Annotated in this window: 14 protein-coding genes; 5 read left to right on the top strand and 9 right to left on the bottom strand. The window is 69.3% G+C overall.

Annotated features, from left to right (window positions below; translation table 11 throughout):
• The first annotated feature begins 203 nt into the window (after positions 1–203).
• The 5 genes from ACFXMF_RS21300 (at position 204) to ACFXMF_RS21280 (ending at position 5827) form a co-directional block, all read left to right on the top strand.
• The gene (locus tag ACFXMF_RS21300) at positions 204–1559 is read left to right on the top strand and encodes an extracellular solute-binding protein (RefSeq protein ID WP_379990743.1); all 1356 of its coding nucleotides are present in this window, start codon (positions 204–206) and stop codon (positions 1557–1559) included.
• A 131-nt stretch (positions 1560–1690) separates the two neighbouring features.
• A complete protein-coding gene (locus ACFXMF_RS21295) occupies positions 1691–2578 on the top strand; it encodes a carbohydrate ABC transporter permease (RefSeq protein WP_379990753.1) in 888 nt (295 codons plus the stop codon).
• A gap of 6 nt (positions 2579–2584) precedes the next feature.
• Complete coding sequence (locus ACFXMF_RS21290) at positions 2585–3412, top strand: carbohydrate ABC transporter permease (protein ID WP_379990742.1); 828 nt, start codon at positions 2585–2587, stop codon at positions 3410–3412.
• A gap of 79 nt (positions 3413–3491) precedes the next feature.
• Entirely contained in the window at positions 3492–4805 is a 1314-nt protein-coding gene (locus ACFXMF_RS21285) for a Gfo/Idh/MocA family protein (protein WP_379990741.1), read from the top strand.
• Positions 4802–5827 carry an SIS domain-containing protein gene (locus ACFXMF_RS21280; RefSeq protein WP_379990740.1) on the top strand — a complete coding sequence of 342 codons (1026 nt, stop codon included), beginning with the start codon at positions 4802–4804 and terminating at the stop codon, positions 5825–5827. Before ACFXMF_RS21285 ends, ACFXMF_RS21280 begins: the two co-directional genes overlap by 4 nt.
• 696 nt (positions 5828–6523) lie before the next feature.
• Here the strand turns inward: ACFXMF_RS21280 and ACFXMF_RS21275 are convergent.
• The 9 genes from ACFXMF_RS21275 to ACFXMF_RS21235 all read right to left on the bottom strand — a co-directional run bounded on the left by ACFXMF_RS21275 (position 6524) and on the right by ACFXMF_RS21235 (position 18617).
• Positions 6524–8014: an aldehyde dehydrogenase (NADP(+)) gene (locus ACFXMF_RS21275; RefSeq protein WP_380017763.1), complete on the bottom strand. Its 1491-nt coding sequence runs from the start codon at positions 8012–8014 to the stop codon at positions 6524–6526.
• The gene (locus ACFXMF_RS21270) at positions 8007–9500 is read right to left on the bottom strand and encodes an aldehyde dehydrogenase (RefSeq protein WP_379990218.1); all 1494 of its coding nucleotides are present in this window, start codon (positions 9498–9500) and stop codon (positions 8007–8009) included. Before ACFXMF_RS21270 ends, ACFXMF_RS21275 begins: the two co-directional genes overlap by 8 nt.
• Positions 9501–9541: 41 nt before the next feature.
• A complete protein-coding gene (locus ACFXMF_RS21265) occupies positions 9542–11077 on the bottom strand; it encodes a PucR family transcriptional regulator (RefSeq protein WP_379990219.1) in 1536 nt (511 codons plus the stop codon).
• Between the two features lie 70 nt (positions 11078–11147).
• Positions 11148–12086, bottom strand: a complete 939-nt coding sequence (locus ACFXMF_RS21260; RefSeq protein WP_379990220.1) for a hypothetical protein — start codon at positions 12084–12086, stop codon at positions 11148–11150.
• On the bottom strand, positions 12079–13065 hold the full coding sequence (locus ACFXMF_RS21255) for a C-terminal binding protein (RefSeq protein ID WP_379990221.1): 987 nt from the start codon (positions 13063–13065) through the stop codon (positions 12079–12081). Before ACFXMF_RS21255 ends, ACFXMF_RS21260 begins: the two co-directional genes overlap by 8 nt.
• Positions 13058–14791, bottom strand: coding sequence for a hydantoinase B/oxoprolinase family protein (locus ACFXMF_RS21250; RefSeq protein WP_379990222.1), 1734 nt, complete (start codon positions 14789–14791; stop codon positions 13058–13060). Before ACFXMF_RS21250 ends, ACFXMF_RS21255 begins: the two co-directional genes overlap by 8 nt.
• Positions 14778–16850 (bottom strand): hydantoinase/oxoprolinase family protein, encoded by a 2073-nt coding sequence (locus ACFXMF_RS21245; protein WP_379990223.1) that lies wholly within the window; start codon positions 16848–16850, stop codon positions 14778–14780. The genes ACFXMF_RS21250 and ACFXMF_RS21245 overlap by 14 nt, the downstream gene beginning before the upstream one ends.
• Positions 16847–17923: a Gfo/Idh/MocA family protein gene (locus tag ACFXMF_RS21240; RefSeq protein WP_379990224.1), complete on the bottom strand. Its 1077-nt coding sequence runs from the start codon at positions 17921–17923 to the stop codon at positions 16847–16849. Before ACFXMF_RS21240 ends, ACFXMF_RS21245 begins: the two co-directional genes overlap by 4 nt.
• The gene (locus ACFXMF_RS21235) at positions 17913–18617 is read right to left on the bottom strand and encodes an SDR family NAD(P)-dependent oxidoreductase (RefSeq protein ID WP_379990225.1); all 705 of its coding nucleotides are present in this window, start codon (positions 18615–18617) and stop codon (positions 17913–17915) included. The genes ACFXMF_RS21240 and ACFXMF_RS21235 overlap by 11 nt, the downstream gene beginning before the upstream one ends.
• Between the last annotated feature and the right edge of the window lie 102 nt (positions 18618–18719).

Genomic DNA, 18719 nt, shown 5'->3' with positions numbered 1-18719 from the left:
ACCCCACATCGTCGACCGCGCACATCACCATCACGGCCGACGCCACGCCGTCGACCGCACCCCACGGTCGCGTCACCCGCCACCGGCCGTCCCCGCCCCGCCGACGCCTCGGGCATGCCCGCCGTCGCCGGGCCGCGGGATCGGCATCCCCACGGAGGACCCGCACCACGACACGTCGTGCTCTCCCACAGGAAGGCTTCGCGATGACATCGGCGAATCCCATCCCACCCCCGCGGCCCCTGCGCCGGGCCGGCGCACTGCTCATCGCGCTCGCGGCCGGCGCCGCACTCGCCCTCTCCGGTTGCGCCGTCGCCGAGGACGGTCCGGTCGCCGCCGAGGCGCCGACCCACCTGTCCGGCACCATCCAACTGTGGCACCACTACAACGGCCGCGAGGCCAAGGTCCTCGCGTCGATCGTCGACGACTTCGAGAAACGCCACCCCGACGTCAGGGTCCGGGTGCACGCCGGACAGCAGGACACCAAGATCACCCAGGTGGTCTCCTCCGGCGGCGACGTCGACGTGATGCTCACCAACGTCAACGCCACGCTCGGCACCGCCTGCAAGACCATGTCGGACCTCGCGCCCTACATGCGCCGGGACGGTGTCCCCGACGACGCCTTCCAGGGCATCTTCGCCCAGGCCACCGCGTTCGGAGGGCGCCGCTGTTCGCTGCCGACCACATCCGACGTCTACGGCCTGTACTACAACACACGACTGCTGGCCGAGGCCGGCTACACCACCCCGCCGCGCACCCTCCGCGAACTGGAGGACATGGCGCTGAAACTCACCACCTACAAGAGCGACGGGTCGATCGGGACCCTCGGCTTCAACCCGCTGATCGGCTTCCAACAGAACACCTCCGCCACCTTCGGCGGCACCGCCGGGGTGACCTGGACCAAGGACGGCGACTCCGCCGTCGCCGACTCCCGACAATGGGCCGAACTCATCGCCTGGCAAAACGACTTCGTCCGCAAGATCGGCTACGACAAGCTCAAGACCTTCACCGCCGGCCTCGGTGACGAGTGGTCGGCGAACAACCCCTTCCAGAACGGGCGCGTCGCGATGACCCTGGACGGCGAGTGGCGTGTCGCGTTCATCGAGGAACAGGCCCCCCACCTCGAGTACGGCACCGCCCCCTTCCCCGTCCTCGCCGGCAGCGGACAGGAGTACGGCGGCGGATTCGTCTCCGCCGCGGACATCGGCGTGGCCAAACGCTCCGGCAACAAGGAGGCGGCCTGGGCGCTGGTGAAGTACATGACCACGGACACCGACGCCGCGGTCAAGCTCGCCAACGGCCTCAAGAACATCCCCACCCTCAAAAGCGCCGTCGCCTCACCCGCCCTCCAGGCGTCACCGCAGTACCGGACCTTCATCGAGGCGTCCGCCCACCCGGCCGGCAACACCAGCCCGGTCACCGAGATCGGCTCCACCCTCACCGCCACCATGGACGACTTCTGGACCGACTACCAACAAGGCTCCGGTGGAAATCTGAGACGTCTACTGGAAAAGGTCGACACCGACATCGACAACGCACTCGGCCTGCGGCGGGCGAAGTGACCACGTCCGACGCGAACCCGATCTCCACCGTCCCGCGCGCCCGAGCCGCGGCCCACCACACCCCGAAGACCCCCGAGGCGAAGCGGGCCGGCCGGCGCCGCACACTGCGGTCGCGGTTGTCCATCGGATCCATGGTGATCCTGCCCCTGATCGGCCTGGTGGCGTTCTTCCTGTATCCGCTGTGCGCCAACGTCTACTACTCGTTCACCAACTACGACCTGGTGGGCTCGCCGAAGTGGATCGGCCTGCGCAACTACGACTACCTGTTCACCCAGGACCCCCGCGTGGGCGGCGCCGCCCGCAACACCCTGTGGTTCGTGGTGATCCTGGTGCCCGTACGGATGGCGTCCTCGCTGGGCATCGCGCTGCTGCTGACCCGACGCAAGCGGGCCGCCGGATTCTGGCGCACCCTCTTCTACCTGCCGGCGCTCGTCCCGCCGGTGGCCTCGGTCGTCGGCTTCGTGTTCCTGTTCAACCCCGGGACCGGACCGATCAACACGCTGTTGCGCAAGTTCGGGATCGACGGGCCGTTGTGGTTCAACGACCCGTCGTTGTCCAAGCCCTCGCTGCTCCTGCTCGGCGTCTGGATGATGGGCGACGTCATGGTCATCTTCCTGGCCGCACTGCTCGACGTGCCCAAGGACCAGTACGAGGCGGCGGAACTGGACGGCGCGAGCGCCCGGCAGAAGTTCCGGTTCATCACCCTGCCGAACATCTCCCCCGTCCTGCTGTTCTCCGCCGTCACCGGAGTGATCGCGGCCCTGCAGTACTTCACCGAGGCCGCCGTCGCCTCCAGCGTCGCCAACGGCAAGACCGGCATCGACGCGGGTCCCGACCGCCTCCTCGGCTACCCCAACGACTCCCTGCTCACCTACACCCAGTGGATGTACGTCCAGGGCTTCAACAGTTTCCAACTCGGCTACGCGGCGGCCATGGCGGTCGTGCTGTTCGTGGTGGCGGCAGCCGTCATCGCGGTCCTGCTCCGCCGAGCCGGCATGTTCCAACAGAAGGGAGCGTGAGCGGTCGTGCCCACCAAGAGAGCGCTCTCCTACATAGCCGAGCACGCGCTGCTGCTGGCCCTGGCCTTCGTCTTCCTCGTGCCCGTGGTGTTCGTGGTGCTCACCTCCTTCATGGGCGGGCACCAGACCCTCACCGGCGCGTTGTGGCCGAACCCGTTCGAATGGTCCAACTACACGAAGGCGTTCGACACCGCGCCGCTGGGTCGTTGGTTCGCCAACTCCCTGCTGTACGCGGGCACTTCGACGCTGCTGATGCTCGTCTCCTCGGTGCCGGTGGCCTATGTGCTGGCCAAGGTCAGGTTCCGCTTCTCCGGCGTCGCGTTCTTCGTGGTGATCGTCGCGATGTTGTTGCCGCCGCAGGTGACCCAGGTGCCGTTGTACGCGGTGTGGGCACACTTCCGGGTCGTCGGCACGTTCTGGCCGCTGATCCTGCCGCACCTGTTCGGCAGCGCGTTCTCCATCTTCCTGCTGCGCCAGTTCTTCCTCTCCATCCCCAAGGAGTACATCGACGCGGCCCGGATGGACGGCAACGGCGAGTGGGGCATCCTCCTGCGGATCATGGTGCCGATGGCCAAACCCGGCATCGCCGCGGCCTCGATCTTCATGTTCTTCCAGTGCTGGAACGACTACTACGGGCCGCTGCTCTACACCTCGGAGAACCCCGACAACTGGCCCATCGCCTACGGTCTCGCCTCCTTCCACGGCTCCCACAGCACGGACTGGGGCGTGATCATGGCGGTCACCACGCTGGCCACCCTCCCCGTGGTCGTCGTCTTCTTCTTCGCCCAACGCACCTTCGTGCAGGGCATCACCCTCACCGGCGTCAAGGGCTGAGGACCCCACACGGTCCACACCCACGCCCACACCCACTCCCCCGGACACACCCGCACGCCCGAACAGGCAAGGACACCTCTTGAACGGCACACACGACGTGAACGGCAAACACGCGCGACCGCTCGGGATCGGCATCATCGGTTCCGGCTTCATCGCCCACTTCCACGTACGCTCCTGGCAGGCGATCCGCGGCAGCGACATCGTGGCCACCCAGTCCCGCACCCTGGACCGGGCCCGCGAACTCGCCGCCTACGCCGAGGACCTGCGGGTCGGCGTGGACGTCACCGCCTACGACGACATCGCCGCCCTCGTCCGCGACGAACGGGTGGACGCGGTCTGGGTGCTCACCCCCAACCACACCCGCGTCGAGGTCGTGCGGGCCATCTGCGACGAGGTCACCTCCGGCCGCGCCCGCCTGCGCGGCATCGCGGTCGAGAAGCCGCTGGGCCGCAACATCGCCGAGGCGCGACAGGTCGCCGACCTGGTACGCGAGGCGGGAATCCCGCACGCGTACCTGGAAAACCAGGTGTACGCGCCACGCCTGACCCGGGCCCGCGAGCTGATGTGGACCCGCGGCGCGCGACACTCGGGCACGCCGTACCTGGCCCGCTGCACCGAGGAGCACTCCGGTCCGCACTCGGCGTGGTTCTGGGACGGCGAGGCCCAGGGCGGCGGCGTGCTCAACGACCTGATGTGCCACTCGCTGGAGGCCGGCCGCTTCCTGCTCACCCCGCCGGGCACGGCGCCGTCGCAGTGGTTGCGACCGGTGTCGGTGACCGCGACGATCGCCTCGCTGCGCTGGGGGCGGGAACGGTACGCGGCGCGCCTGGAGCGGGAGTTCCCCGGCGTGCAGGACTATCGCAGCACGCCGTCGGAGGACTACGCCAACGCCACGTACACGTTCGTCAACGGCGACGACGAGCCGGTCGTCGTCGAGGCCATGACCTCCTGGGGCTACGTGGGCGCGGGCATGCGGTTGTCCTTCGAACTATTGGGCCCCGAGTACTCGATGAGCGCGAACTCGTTGAGCGGCGACGCCACCGTGTTCTTCTCGCGGAACCTGGAACAGGCGAGCGGCGAGGACATGGTGGAGAAGCAGAACGCCGAGCAGGGCCTGATGCCGGTGATCGCCGACGAGCCCGCCGCGTACGGCTACACGGCGGAGAACACCCACATCTCCGGGATGTTCGCCCGCGGCGAGCAACCGCTCGAATCCCTGGACAGCGGGGTCGAGGTGACCGAGTTGCTGATGGCCGCCTACTACGCGGCGGAAACGCAGACCGTGGTGCGGTTCCCGGTGGACCTCGGCGACTACGTGCCGGCGGTCGCGCGACGCGCCTGGCGCCCCCGGTCGAAGTCGGGCACGCCGTCCGGAACGGAGGCGGGCGCGTGAGCGCGGTCTTGACGTACGGATACGGGTACGAGGAGGGACGACGGGCCGAAGTCGCGGCGCTGCGCGAGGTGGTGGCCGCGATGCCGGGCCGGACACACCTGTGGCCGGCGGGTCGGCCGCGGGTGTTGCTCGCGGGCATCGGCGCCAGCCACGCGGCGTTGGCCTCCCCGCTGTACGCGCTGCGCGCGGCCGGTCTGGACGTGGCCCGGTCGGACTGTTCGGACCACCCCGTCGCGATCGGCGACGTGGATCTGGTGCTCGCGTTGTCACAGAGCGGGCGCAGCCGGGAGACGGCGGACCTGGTGACCCGTTTCCGTGCGGCGGGCGTGGACACGTTGGCGGTGACCAACGCCGAGACCGGTCCGCTGCGCGAGGCGGCGGGTACGGCGCTGACCCTCGGCGGGTTCCCCGACAGCCGGGTGTCCACGGTGGGTTTCGTGGTCACGTACGCGGCGCTGGGCATGCTCGCGGACGAGGCGGCGACAGGCCGGATCGACGACAACTGGCGGCGGTTGCCCGACCTGATCGAGGAGGCGGTGTCGACCAACGACGCGGTGCTCGCCGACTTCGCGGCCGGCGCGTTGGCCTCGGGATCGGTCGACGTGGTCGCCTCCGCGGCGCAGCAGACCACGGCGGAGGCGGTGGCGCTGCTGCTCCGGGAGGGCCCGTTGGTGCCGGCGACGGCGTACGGGACCCGGTCGTACCTGCACGGCCCGATGGACTCGGCCGGCGCCGACACCGCCCATCTGGTGATCGGCGGCGCCCGCGAACTCGCCTTGGCGCGCCAACTCCTGGAGAAGCCGACGGCGGTACTGACGGTCACCGACGGCACCGGTGCAGTCCCCCGGAGAGCGGTGCCGGTCACCGTCCCGACGGGTCTGACCGGACCCCAGCGTGCCCTCGTCGAGGTGTGCGTGCTCCAAGCCCTGGTGTCCCACACCGCGGCGACCCGGGGCAACCCGGTCGACGAGATCGCGTTCACCCGCGAGGACACCAAGATCGCCGCGCTCGCGGAACTGTGACCGAACGCGGCTCGTCCGCGTGAGCGCTCCTGCGACGTGGCACGGGCCGGGCACGAGCACGAGGTGCCCGGCCCGCGCCCGGCCCGCGCCCGGCCTCGGTCGGCCCGGCCGCGCCGGCGGTGGTAGCGAAGTCGCGTTTGCTCCGCCGGGTCGTCACCGCCCGTGCCGGGAGGGCCGGAACGAGCCGTCCTTGAGAGCGGCCCGCAGGTCATGCGGGAACCCGGGCCCTCGACCGGGTCGAGGTCGGGAGCGTAGGGCGGCGGGAGGACCGCGGTCGGCCGGTCGACCCGGTCGGCGAAGGCGCGCATCCGGCGGCTGCGATGGCTGCCGAGGTTGTCCCACGCCGAAACGATCGGGTGGTCGAACGTCCGGTGTATGTCCGGTGGTTGCCGGATCGGGATCCGGTCGGTGACCGAGCCCGAAACGATCCGTCCGGCGGGTGGCAGCACCGGCCGACCGGCGAGGTCTTCGGGCGTTTCCCCGTCCGCACCCGCAGAACCGGAGTGCGCCCCCGCGGAGCCCACGTCGCGCAGACGGGAGGCCGCAGCGACAGCGCGGTCTCGTCCGCGAACACATCGGCAACGGTGGCACGACGATGTCGGCGTCCGGCCGACCGCGGCCCGTACCCACCAGAGAGCACCCGCACCACCGGCACACCCCGACCCACCTGCTACATAAGCAACTTGACAAGCCCTCCTATGGCATTGTCGGTACACCGTCGACGCAGCGCGGCAGCGACCATGGGTTGGCCCGCCGGGTCGGCTGAGGCAGCAGGGCGTCGGGGACGTCCTGGTAGCAGACCGGGCGCTGGAAGCGTTCGATCGCGAGGCTGCCGACCGAGGTCGAGCGAGGGTCGCTGGTCGCGGGGAAGGGTCCGCCGTGAACCATCGCGTGGCCGACTTCGACGCCGGTCGGCCAACCGTTGAAGAGGATCCGGCCGGCCTTGGTCTCCAGCAGGGGTAGCAGGCGGCGGGCGGCATCGTGGTCCGCGTCGGTCGCGTGGACGGTCGCGGTGAGCTGGCCGTCAAGCCGGTCGAGGCGTGGCAGGAGCTCGTCGATCGAGCGGTAACGGACGATCACGCCGGCAGCGCCGAAGACCTCGTCACGTAGCGGCGAGCCCGGGCGGTCGAAGACCTCGCCGGACGCTTCGAACAGATGCGGGGCGGGAGCATCCAGTGCACCGGCGGAGCCGGCGGCGACAACCCGCACGCCAGGCGTCCGGCGCAGCCGCGAGGTGCCGGACATATACGACGAGACGATGCCCGAGGTCAGCATGGTTTGGCCGGTGACCGCGGCGACGGCCGAACCCGCAGCCGCCATGAAGGCGTCACCGGCAGCACCTTCGGGAAGGAAAAGCAGGCCGGGATTCGTGCAGAACTGGCCTGAGCCGAGGGTGAGTGACCCGACGTACGCCCCGGCGAGCGCGGCCGGGTCGTCGGCAAGCGCGCCGGGCAGGACGATCACCGGGTTGACCGACGACATCTCCGCATACACCGGGATCGGCTCCGGGCGGGCGGCGGCCGCCGCCAGCAACGCGATTCCTCCGCTGCGCGAGCCGGTGAAGCCGACCGCCTTGATCCGCGGATCGCGCACCAGTTCCTGCCCGAGTTCGATGCCGGCAGCAGTGTCGGAGGAAGCAAGGAAGGAGAAGACACCCTGGTGCAGGTCGTGGGCCGCGACCGCACGGGAGACTGCGGCGGCCACCAGCTCGCCCGCACGTGGATGCGCCGGATGTCCCTTGACCACGACCGGGCAACCTGCGGCCAGCGCCGAGGCGGTGTCACCCCCGGCTGTGGAGAAGGCGAGCGGGAAGTTGCTCGCACCGAAAATCGCGACCGGGCCGACCGCTGTCAGCCGCCGGCGGATGTCGGCGCGAGGCAGCGGCGCGCGGTCGGGCCGGCCGGGGTCGATACGGACGCCGAGGTGGGCACCGCGGCGGACGACCTCGGCGAACATCCGGAGTTGCCCGGTCGTGCGCCCAAGCTCGCCGGTGATGCGCGCTTCGGGCAGCCGGCTCTCCTCGACGGCCGCCGCGATGATCGCGTCACGATCGCGCTCGATCTCGTCGGCGACGGAGGCGAGGAAAGCCGAGCGCTCCGTGGGCGAACTCTCCCGATAGGACCAGAAGGCCTCGGCTGCGGCCGCGGCTGCCTCGCGCACAGTCGGCCGCGCCATCCGCTCAGCCATCGAGGTTGAACCACGAGGTCTTGAGCTGTGTGTACTGCTCGATCGCGTGCAGCGACTTGTCGCGCCCGAAGCCGGACTGCTTGAAGCCGCCGAAGGGCACGTTCACATCCCCGCGGTTGTAGCAGTTCACCCAGACCGTACCGGCGCGCAGACGGCGCGCGATCCGGTGGGCCCGGCTGACATCGCGCGTCCAGACGGCGGCGGCGAGGCCGTAGATCGAGTCGTTCGCCACCCGCACCGCCTCGTCGGCGTCATCGACGGCGAGGACCGACAGCACCGGCCCGAAGATCTCCTCGCGCGCGACCCGCATCTCGTTGTCGACACCTGCCAGCACGGTGGGCTGGAGATACGAACCGCCGGTCTCGACCCGCGCCCGCTCGCCGCCCGCGACCACCCGCGCACCTTCCTCCCGGCCGATGCGGATATGGCTCGCCACCCGGTCGAGATGGCCGGCGTCGATCAGCGCACCCATCCGGGTCGCCGGATCGAAGGGATCGCCGGGCTGCCATTCCTGCGTCGCCTCGACCACGCGGGCGGTGAACTCCTCGGCGATCGACGCCTCGACCACGAGCCGCGTGCCGGCGCTGCAGACCTCGCCCTGGTTGAAGAACGCGCCCTGCGCGGCTTCCGCCGCAGCCCGGTCGAGGTCGGGGGCGTCGGCAAGCACGACATTGGCCGACTTGCCGCCACACTCCAGCGAGACCATCTTCATATTCGAGCGGGCGGAGTAGCCGAGAAACATCTTGCCGACCTCGGTGGAGCCGGTGAACGAGATCTTGTCCACGTCCATGTGCAGGCCCAACGCGGCACCGGCGGTCTCGCCGAATCCCGTGACCACATTGAACACTCCGTCGGGAAGCCCGGCCTCGCCGGCCAGACGGGCGAGTGCGCACACGACGAGCGGCGCCTGCTCGGCGGGCTTCACGATCACGGAGTTGCCCGTTGCGAGCGCCGGCGCGATCTTCCAGATCGGCATACCCAGCGGGAAGTTCCACGGCACCACCGCGCCGACGACACCGAGCGGCTCCCGCGTAACGAGCGCGAGCTCGCTCTGTGGGGTCGGCATCACCTCGCCGGCCAGCTTGTCGATCGCCTCCGCGTAGAACTCCAGCACGCCGGCGGCGTCGTCGACCTCGCCGAGCGCGGCGGAAATCGGCTTGCCGGAGTCGGCGGTCATGATCAGTGCCAGCTCCGAGCGCTGCTCACGAATCAGGGCCGCGAAGCGCATCATCACCGCCTTGCGCTCACGCGGCGCCGCCAGCGACCAGCGGCCGTCCTCGAAGGCTCGCCGGGCCGCCGCGACCGCGAGGTCGACGTCCTCGGTGGCGCAGGCGGCGACCGCGGTCAGAGGTGCTCCGTCAACCGGGCTGATCCGCGTGAAAACCTCGCCGGAAAGCGCCGGCCGGTAGCTCCCGTCGATGAAGGTGCCGCCCTCTGGGGCGGCGTTCGCGCCGAGGCGCGCCAAATCCGTGACGACAGTGGTCATCGTCGTCCTCCTTGGCTGTTTTGAAGGGACGTCATCCCCGGTCATGATGCGTCGCGGCGGCGGAACTGCCGCAGGCGCAGCGCGAGCTGCACCTCGAGCAGGTCCGTGCCGTCTTTCAGGCTGCGACCGGTGAGCTGTTGTATCCGGTCGAGTCGATACGCCAGGGTCTGACGGTGGATGTGCAGCTCGCCGGCCGTCGGACCCGGGCGGCTGCCGTTGTCGAGATAGACCTGGAGGGTCTGAAGCAATGCGTGGTTCTTGTCCGCGTCCATGAGATTGCCGAGCACGCGGTCGAGATAGCTGTCGACGCTCTCGGCGTCGACCAGGTACTGCAGTAGCAGGTCGAGCGCGGCACCGCCGGGCTCGTTGACCCCGACGCGTCCGGTGGCGGCGGAGGAACGCGCTTGGTACACGGCCTCGCGGAGATGCTCCAGCCCGGTGCGTAGCTGGCTGGTGCCCAGCACCGTGGCGATCCCGATGGCCTTGAGGTCCGCCCACACGCGCTCGCCGATGTTGCCCTGCGGGTTGAGCGCCAGCACCAGCACCTGGCCCTCGTACCAGGTGGCGAGAAATGCCTCGCCGGCGCGAGCCACGCTGTCCTCGACCCGCGCAAGCAGCGACTCGCGGATCTCGTCGCTCGGCGACTCCGCCCGGCAGGCAAGCACGACATAGGTGTCGATCTCCGCGGGAGCGGTGCCCTCGAAACGGTCCCTGATCAGCTCGATGTCGACCGGCCCGGCCGCCGCCTCCTGGAAGAGCTGCTCGGCATCGGCACGGCGGCGCACCCGCACGCTCTCCAGGCTGGAGACCGTCAGGCTCAGCGCGGTGACCATCTGCTCGACGAGCAGCGTCTGCCGCTCGTCCATCGGCTCGCCGGTGGCGACAATGAGGTAGGCGACCACCTCCCGCGTCCCCGGAATCGGGACGACCGTGATCATGGCGCCGTCCGACTTGAAGGTGATCGACACGCGCGGAATGCCCGCGGAGCGCGCATGGCTCCACATGTTGCGCGCGTCGACCTCCTGCAGGCCGGCGAAGCCGATCAGGGTGCCGTAGTAGTCGAACGCGGCGATCCGCGCCCTACCCAGCGCCGCGCCCACGATCGAGACGATCGCGCGGGGGTCGCGCTCGTTCGTCACGACCGGGAGCAGCCGCCGGCTCATGGTGATCGCCTGGTGCAGCGAGGCGTACTTCTCCCGGTAGAGAGTGTCGAAGACGAACCGGGTCAGCGCGATCAGCGGCACCTCGAAGGGCACCACGAAGATGGCCAGATCGTGCGTCTCCGCCGCGTGCAGCAACCCCTGCGGCACCTTCGCGTGCTCCGGCCCGACGGCGTACCCCAGCGCGGTGCAGCCGGCCGCGACCAGGGTCACGACGGTCGCCTCGGCGGCGGCAGCGTCCAGTTCGCCGACCGCATAGCCGGACGTCAGCAGCACCTCGCCGTCGGAGATCCACTCCGCGGCGGTCGGGTAGTCGCCGTAATGCACCCACCGGATCGGCAGTTGCCGAGACTCGGTCCCGCCGGTGAGCTGCTCCAGCCCCAGCTCACGGTGGGAAAGCAGGTCACCTAGCCGCATCAGTGCTCTTCCGTCCGGTGATCGAGGGCTCCGCTCGCGGAACCCTCGATCGTGCACCGTCGATCTTCACTCAGACCGCTGCCACAGGTATGCCGAGGCCCTTCGCGCCTCTCGCCGAAGCGACCGCCTCGGGGTAGAACCGTTCGATGACCGCGCGGATGGTCTGCATGCGGTGCACCTTCTCCTCGGCCAACAGGATGGTCTCCTGCTCCAGATGGCGGCCGGCCGGGTACAGCTCCGGGCTGTTTCGGATGCCGATCTTGATGTACACCGGGGCCGCGACGCGGATGATCTCCGGGACATCGTAGGTCCGCACGAAGCCGCCGAAGGAGTCCGGGGCCTCGACGTAGATGTCGATCGGGATGTCGACCCGCTTACGGATGGCGGCGAGCTGCGGCAGGGTCAGTGCCGAGGGCACGTTCAGCGAGTCCACGCCGAGGTCCACGGCCTCCTGGGCCGATACCGGGTTGGCCCCCAGACCCGCCAGCGCCGACGCCTTGATCACCAGAGCCTCCGGGACGATACCGCGGACGCGGGCCTCGTGGAGGATTCGGATGGCGCCGCGGTCGGCAATCGTCAAGCCGCGCACACCGAGGCCGAGGCCGCGCGCGACGTCGTCGAGCAGGTGTCGCAGCCGGTCCATGCCCTCGGACTGGTGGGCGAGGTTGTAGCCGGCGACGGTGTTCGGGGTCGGCGTCGCGCCCCAGGTTCCACGCGGGCCCGGGAAGGCCGAGAGTTCGACGCCCGCACTGCGGGTCGCGCCGAGCATCCGCTCGAACTCCTCGTCGGTGGCCATCTGGATACCCGAGCCCTGGCTCAGGCGGTGGACGTCGAGCCCGCGACGCGACGACTCCTCCAGCGCGACCTCGACGGCCGCGGGGCCCTCGACGCTGGCCAGTTCGAAGCGGTATTGCGCGCCGTCCGGGAAGCGCTTCTCGCTACTCGGCAGGTCATAGGCGTCGCTCTTGGCATAGCCGAGGTCGGAGAGCAGGACTCGGGCGTTATACATGGATTCCTCGCGCTGCAGAGACGGTATTCACGAAGTGGAGCGGCTGCCCGGTCTCGAAGACGCTCACGATGTTCTCCGCCACGGTGCGGCGAAGCTCCTCGTATGCCTCCTCGGAGTAGAAGGCGGCGTGGGGGGTCAGGGTCGTTCCCGGCACGGCGAAGATCGGATCCGCCATCGACGGCGGCTCCGACGCGATCACGTCGAGCGCCGCGACGACACGGCCCTGCTCCAGTGCCTCACGCAGGGCGACCTCGTCGATGACCGCACCGCGGCCGGCGTTCACCACACGCAGCCCCGGCTTGGCGTGGGCCAGCACCTCGGCGTCGATCATGTTGCGAGTCGCGTCGGTGAGCGGCGTGTGCACCGAGATGACGTCGGCCGAGGCGACCAGGTCGATCACGCTTGCGGACCGCTGCACGCCCGTCCCGGCAAAGTCCTCGTCGGACAGGATCGGGTCGTAGGCATGCACCCGGTAGCCGAGCGCGGCCGCATACTGCGCCAGGCGGCGGGCGATCCGGCCCAGGCCGAGCAGGCCGAGGGTTCGACCGCTGATCCGGTGGAGCGGACGGCCGAGGTCGTAGGTCCACGTGCCGCCTCGGTAGAGCCGGTCGTACTCGACGATGCCGCGCTCGAGGTTGAGGATCAGCGCGAGCGAGTGCATGGCCACTTCCTCGGTGCAGTAGTCGGGGGCGTTCGCCACCCAGATGTCCTGCCCGGTGGCCGCGTCGACGTCGATCCGGTTCACGCCGATGCCGTAGTGGGAGATGACGCGGGCCTGTTCCATCCGCTCGACGCGCGCCCGGTCCAGCACTGTGTACTGGTTGCAGACGGCGTCGGCTATCCGGAGCTCGCGTTCCAGGAAGTCGGGGCCCTCGTCGGTCGCGTCGATGACGGTCGCGTCGATCCGCTTCAGCACCTCGCGCTCGATGTCGAGATCGGGATGCTTGCGATCGGTGAACAGCACGCGGAACTCAGTCATGACGGGCCGACCGGCGCTGCTCGGAATACTCGACGATGTGCTTGCCCTCGGGGTCGAGACGCACACCGTAGAGCTCCCAGGCGCTTTGGATGGTGACCCGGCCGTCGGCGACGTCCATCAGCACCATCTCGGCGGGTCGCGACAACGGGTCGCCGTAACCGCCGGAACCAGGGGTGTCGATCGTGATCACGTCCCCCTCCTCCAAGAGCATGCCGGTGATCTTCTGATAGAGCGGCGCCTGCTCGCCACCGCGGGTGAGCGCCTTGCGGCCCGGGGTGCCACTGCCGCCGCCGAAGAGGCCCTGCGGGCGGTGCTCCTCTCCGTCGGAGCGGAGGGTCAGAGTCTGGTCGGGTGCCGTGACGCGGTAGGAACGGCGAAAGGCGAGACCGCCTCGGAAGCGACCGGCGCCACCGGAGTCGGGCAGCAGCGCGTACTCACCGAACTCCAGCGGGTACTCCAGCTCCGCGGCCTCGACCGGCACGTTCATCACATTGCCGACGTAGTCGTCGACAGCGTCCAGGCCATCCTTGTTCGGGCGCGCGCCCATGGGGCCGCCCAGCAGGTCGAAGTACACGCCGTAGTGGCACGTGTGCGGGTTGACGCCCGAGATCGACACGGCCGTCGTGTGCGCGTTGGACTGTGCCGGGATGCGGCCCGGCAGCGCCTTCGCCATCGCCGAGAGCAGCACGTCGGCCGTACGCATCACCGTGTAGTGGCGTGCGCCGCAAGGAGCCGGGAACTCCGGGTTCACCACCGAACCCTTCGGGGTCCTGATCTTGACCGGCCGGAAGGCCCCTTCGTTCTGCGGGATGTCGGGGTCGGTGACGCACTTGGTGATCAGATAGGCCGCCGCGCCGATCGCCGCCGGAACCGCGTTGAACGGCCCACGCGTCTGCGGCGACGAACCCTCGAAGTCGTAGACCATGTCGCTGCCCTCGACGATCACGGTGCAGCGGATCCAGACCTTCCGGTCTCGGTCGACGCCGTCCTCGTCGAGGAAGCCCTCGGCGAAGTAGCGGCCGTCCGGGATCTCCTCGATACAGCTACGCAGCCGGCGCTCCGTGTAGTCGAGCCGGTCCTGCGCCACCTGGAGCACGGAGTCGGCACCGTGACGGGCACACAGCTCCACAAGGCGGCGAACGCCGGTCTTGTTGGCCGCGAGCTGGGCACGCAGGTCACCCAGCAGCCGTTCGGGCTGACGCGTGTTCGTGCGCAGGAGGTCTTCGAGGGTCTCGTTGATCTCACCGTCGCGGTAGAACAGCGTCGGCGAGAGCCGCACGCCTTCCTGGAAGATGTCCGTGACATCGTTGCCGATCGAACCCGGCGCGCGGCCACCGACATCGAGGTGGTGGGCGACGGTCACCGAGAAAGCGATCACCACGCCGTCGACGAAGACCGGGCTGAAGAGTGCGATGTCGGGCAAGTGACTGCCGCCGGCGTACGGGTCGTTGAAGATGATCGCGTCGCCGGGCTGCAGCCTCTCGACCGGGTACTTGGTGCGCAGGGTCTCGCGCAGGGCACCGCCCGCGAACCCCAGGTGGGCCGGGATCGATTCGGACTGCGCGATCAGTTGGCCGGTGGCGTCGTAGAGCGCCGCCGAGCAGTCGGCCGCTTCACGGATCACCACGGAGTAGGCCGAACGCTGGAGCGTCGCCATCATCTCCTCGGCGATGGACACGAGCGAGGCATGGACGACCTCGGTCGTCACAAGGTCAGGCGTCGCCACTGGTGGTTCCTTCCGCATTGATGTCGATGATCAGATTTCCGTAGCCGTCGGCCACCAGGCGGTCTCCGGGGAGGAGCAGGATCGAGGTGTCCTCGGCCTCGACGAGCGCGGGGCCCTCGATGGCATTGCCGCCGCGCAGGCACTCGCGCTTCCACACGTCGACCTTGCTGGTGCCGTCGGGAAAGACGACCGGCCGAGAGCCGAGGTAGGCCCGGCTGTCCGGCTCGCTGCCGCCGGCGACCTCGTTGAGCCGCAGGCTCGTACCAGGGGCGACGGCCGTGACCCGCAGGTTCACGAACTCCACGGGCTCGCCCTCGGCGCTGTGACCGTAGGTGCGCTCGTGCTCCTCGTGGAACGCGGCGACCGCGGCCTGGATCGACGAGGCGTCGACCGCGCCGGCCGGGAAGGGCACCGTGAGTTCGTAGGCCTGGCCCTCGTAGCGCATGTCCGCGCGGCGGATCATGTCGCGCTCCTCGCGCTGCACGCCCTCGCGGTCGAGGTCCTCGTGACCGGTGGATTCGAGATCGCTGAAGGCGTGCATGATGTCGACCGGGTCGGCGGCCGAGACCGAGATCCGCCGGGTGCAGGTGTAGTCGTGCCGGATGTCGGCGACCAGGCAGCCGAGCGCGGAGAGTGCGGAGGAGCCCAGCGGCACCAGGACACGTGGGACGCGCAGCTCGCGCGCCATCGCGGCCGCGTGCAGCGGGCCCGCACCACCGAAAGCCGTCAGGACGAAGTCGCGCGGGTCGTAGCCACGCTGAAGCGAGACCAGCCGCACGGCGTTCATCATGTTCGACTCGGCGATCCGGACGATGCCGGCCGCGGTCTCCTCCACACTCAGGCCGGCCTCGGCCGCCAGCGCGGCCATCGCCTCCCCGGCTGCGGCGAGGTCGAGCCGCATGCGCCCGCCGAGGAAGGTGGCCGGGTCGATCCGGCCGAGCACCAGGTTGGCGTCGGTGACCGTGGCCTGGGTGCCGCCGCGGCCATAGCAGGCCGGGCCGGGGTCGGCGCCCGCGCTGGCCGGACCGACGCGCAGCGCGCCGCCGGAATCGACCCAGCCGATCGAGCCGCCACCGGCACCGACGGTGTGCATGTCGACCATCTGCGTACGCAGGGGGCGCCCGTCGATCTCGCCTTCGGTGGTCATGCGCGGCCGGCCGTCGAGGATCACCGCGACATCGCAGGAGGTCCCGCCCATGTCCATGGTGATCACATTCGAGATGCCCGCGAGAGCAGCCGCGAAGGCACTGCCGATCACGCCGCCGCTGGGGCCGGACAGCGCGCTGTTGACCGGGCGCTCAGCGACCATCTCAGGGTGCGTGACGCCACCGTTGGACTGCATCACCATGAAGCCGGGGTTGTCCTCACGCGCCGCGAGACCGACCCGCACGTCCGTCATGTAACGAGCAACCCGCGGCATCGCATAGGCGTTCGCCACGGTCGTGCTGGACCGCTCGAACTCACGGAACTCCGGGTTCACGTCGCACGAGAGGGAGACGTGCAGATCCGGGCTCACCGAGCGGATCAGCTCGCCCGCTCGACGCTCGTGTTCCGGGTTCACGTAGGAGTGCAGGAAGACGACCGCGATCGACTCGATGCCCTCCTCCACGGCACGCCGGGCATGGGCCAACACCGCCTCCTCGTCGAGGCACGTGACGATCTCGCCGCCTGCCGAGATCCGCTCTGCCACCTCCCAACGCCAGCGGCCCGGCACCAGTACTTGGGGCTTGTCCTGGAACAGGTCGTACAGCTTCTGCCGCTTCTGGCGGCCGATCTCCAGGACGTCGCGAAAGCCCTGTGTCGTGATGAGAGCCGTGGGCGCGCCGTTGCGCTCCAGCAGCAGGTTCGTCACGACCGTGGTCCCGTGGACGATGGACTCGACCTGGCTCAGCGACGCGCCCGCCAGTTCCAGGATGCGGTCGATACCGTTCAACAATCCGATCGAGGGATTGCTCGGCGTCGAGGGGACCTTCGTGATCTTGAGGTTTCCGTCCTCGTCGAGGAACACGACGTCCGTGAAGGTTCCGCCGACGTCGATACCGATTTTCGCCGTACTCACTTGATCTCCGACTTCATTGCAGCGCCATCCGGCAGGGGTGAAGTGTCTCTGTCGTGGGTGTACGTGACGGTCTCCAGCGCCTCTTGCACCTTCATTCCGTGCTCGATTCCGGGAAGGTCTTCGAATGACCGGCCCCGGACCGCGCCCAAGAACCGGTCGACCAACCGCGCGAGGCGCGGCTGGAGGTCGTCACCGGGTGTTCCCGGCCCGCTCGGAGGGCCCTCGTAGACGATCTCGGCGTCCTCGGGTCCCCGGTGGATTCGTGCGATTCCGCGAGCCTCGTCCATCACCAGAGTGGCCTGGGTTCCCACGATCGTGAGCTCGCTGGCGAAGGCACCGTGAGTGGGCGTCAGCGAGACCACGAAGCCTGCTCCGCCCGGCTCGCAGCCGTTGATCGAGAAGGCATCGTCGGCGGCACTGGGCGTGCCGGCCCGCTCGGCGATGCTTGACCAGCGCATTCCCTCGGTCGCCCACGCGAAGGGCGCGAACCAGAAGACGCTGTCGAGCAGGTGCGAGCCGATGGCGCGGGCGATCCCCCCTCCGTGCGACTCCTCCCAGAGCCACCCGTGGGGCTGAGTTGCAAGCCGCTCGTACGACGGATAGCGCACCGTCCAGACCAGGCTCCGCAGGGCGCCGAGGCTGTCCCCGACAATCGAGTCACGCACGGCCTGCCTGATCTCGGAGAAGCGGAATTCGAAGTCCATCGCGAACAGCGTGGTGCCGTCGTGTGCGGCCTTCTCGACGCGGATCGCGTCTTCGAGGTCGCCGGTCAGCGGCTTCTCACACAGCACGTGGATACCCATGTCCAGAGCGGCGATCGCCGGGTCGGCGTGCGCATCCGGCTGTGAAGCGATCACCAGCACGTCGGGACGTACCTCGTTCAGCATCCGCTGCCAGTCGTCGAATCCCGCAACGCCGGGCAGGGAACGGGCGACCTCCTGGCCGCGACCGGGTCGTGCCGAGCAGATGGCGACGACCCGAGCGCCTGTAGCGTCACCCCACGCCCGTGCGTGGTGGCTGAGGCCGAAGCCGGTGCCGAGAACGGCCACGCGGATGGTTGCGTCAGCGGGCACTGTGCCCTCCGTCCACCACGAGCGAGGTGCCATGGACATAGGAGGATGCGTCGCTGCCCAGGAAGTGGATCGCCTCGGCGATCTCGGCCGGTCGACCGGTACGGCCCAACAGGCCGTAGGTGGTGCGCAGCTCCGGCTTGGCGCCGAGGGTCTCCAGACCCATCGCGGTCGCGGTCAGCCCGGGACACACGGCGTTGATCCGGATGCCCTTCCGGCCATAGTCGATCGCGATGCCGCGTACGAGGCCCATCAGCGCCGACTTGGTCATCGTGTAGACCACATTCGAGCCGAAGCCGATGAATGCCCCGACGGATGCGGTGACCACGACGGTGCCGCCGCCGTCCTCGATCATCGTCGGGAGGAATACGCGGCAGGTCTTGGTGATGCCATCGACATTCACGGCGAAGAGCCGGTCGTAGTCCTCCTCCGATGTGTCGAGCAGCCCGCCGGCGACATTGATTCCGGCATTCGCGACCAGGGTGCTCACCGAGCCGAAGCTCTCGCGGACCTGCGCAGCGGCCTCGCGTAGTGCCGCCTGGTCGGTGACATCGACCTCGTGGAAACTGGTAAAAACATCGTCACCCGGGTCCTTCAGATCCCATCCGACGACGCGATATCCATGGTCGGTAAATGCGTGAGCGGTGGCCAATCCGATGCCGCCGGCCGCTCCGGTAATCACCACAAGACGATCCACGCCCTCCCCCTCTCAACGGCCTCCAACGTAGGCCGACGAGGTGCGGAGAATCTTCAGCCAAAGGCAAGAAACCAGGCGCGCAAAGCTTCTGGTCTTTGTCTG

This window comes from Embleya sp. NPDC059213, from assembly GCF_042754445.1.
Taxonomy (GTDB): Bacteria; Actinomycetota; Actinomycetes; order Streptomycetales; family Streptomycetaceae; genus Embleya.
The sequence above is the reverse complement of the archived record's forward strand: the minus strand, read 5'-3'. Positions and strand labels throughout refer to the sequence as shown.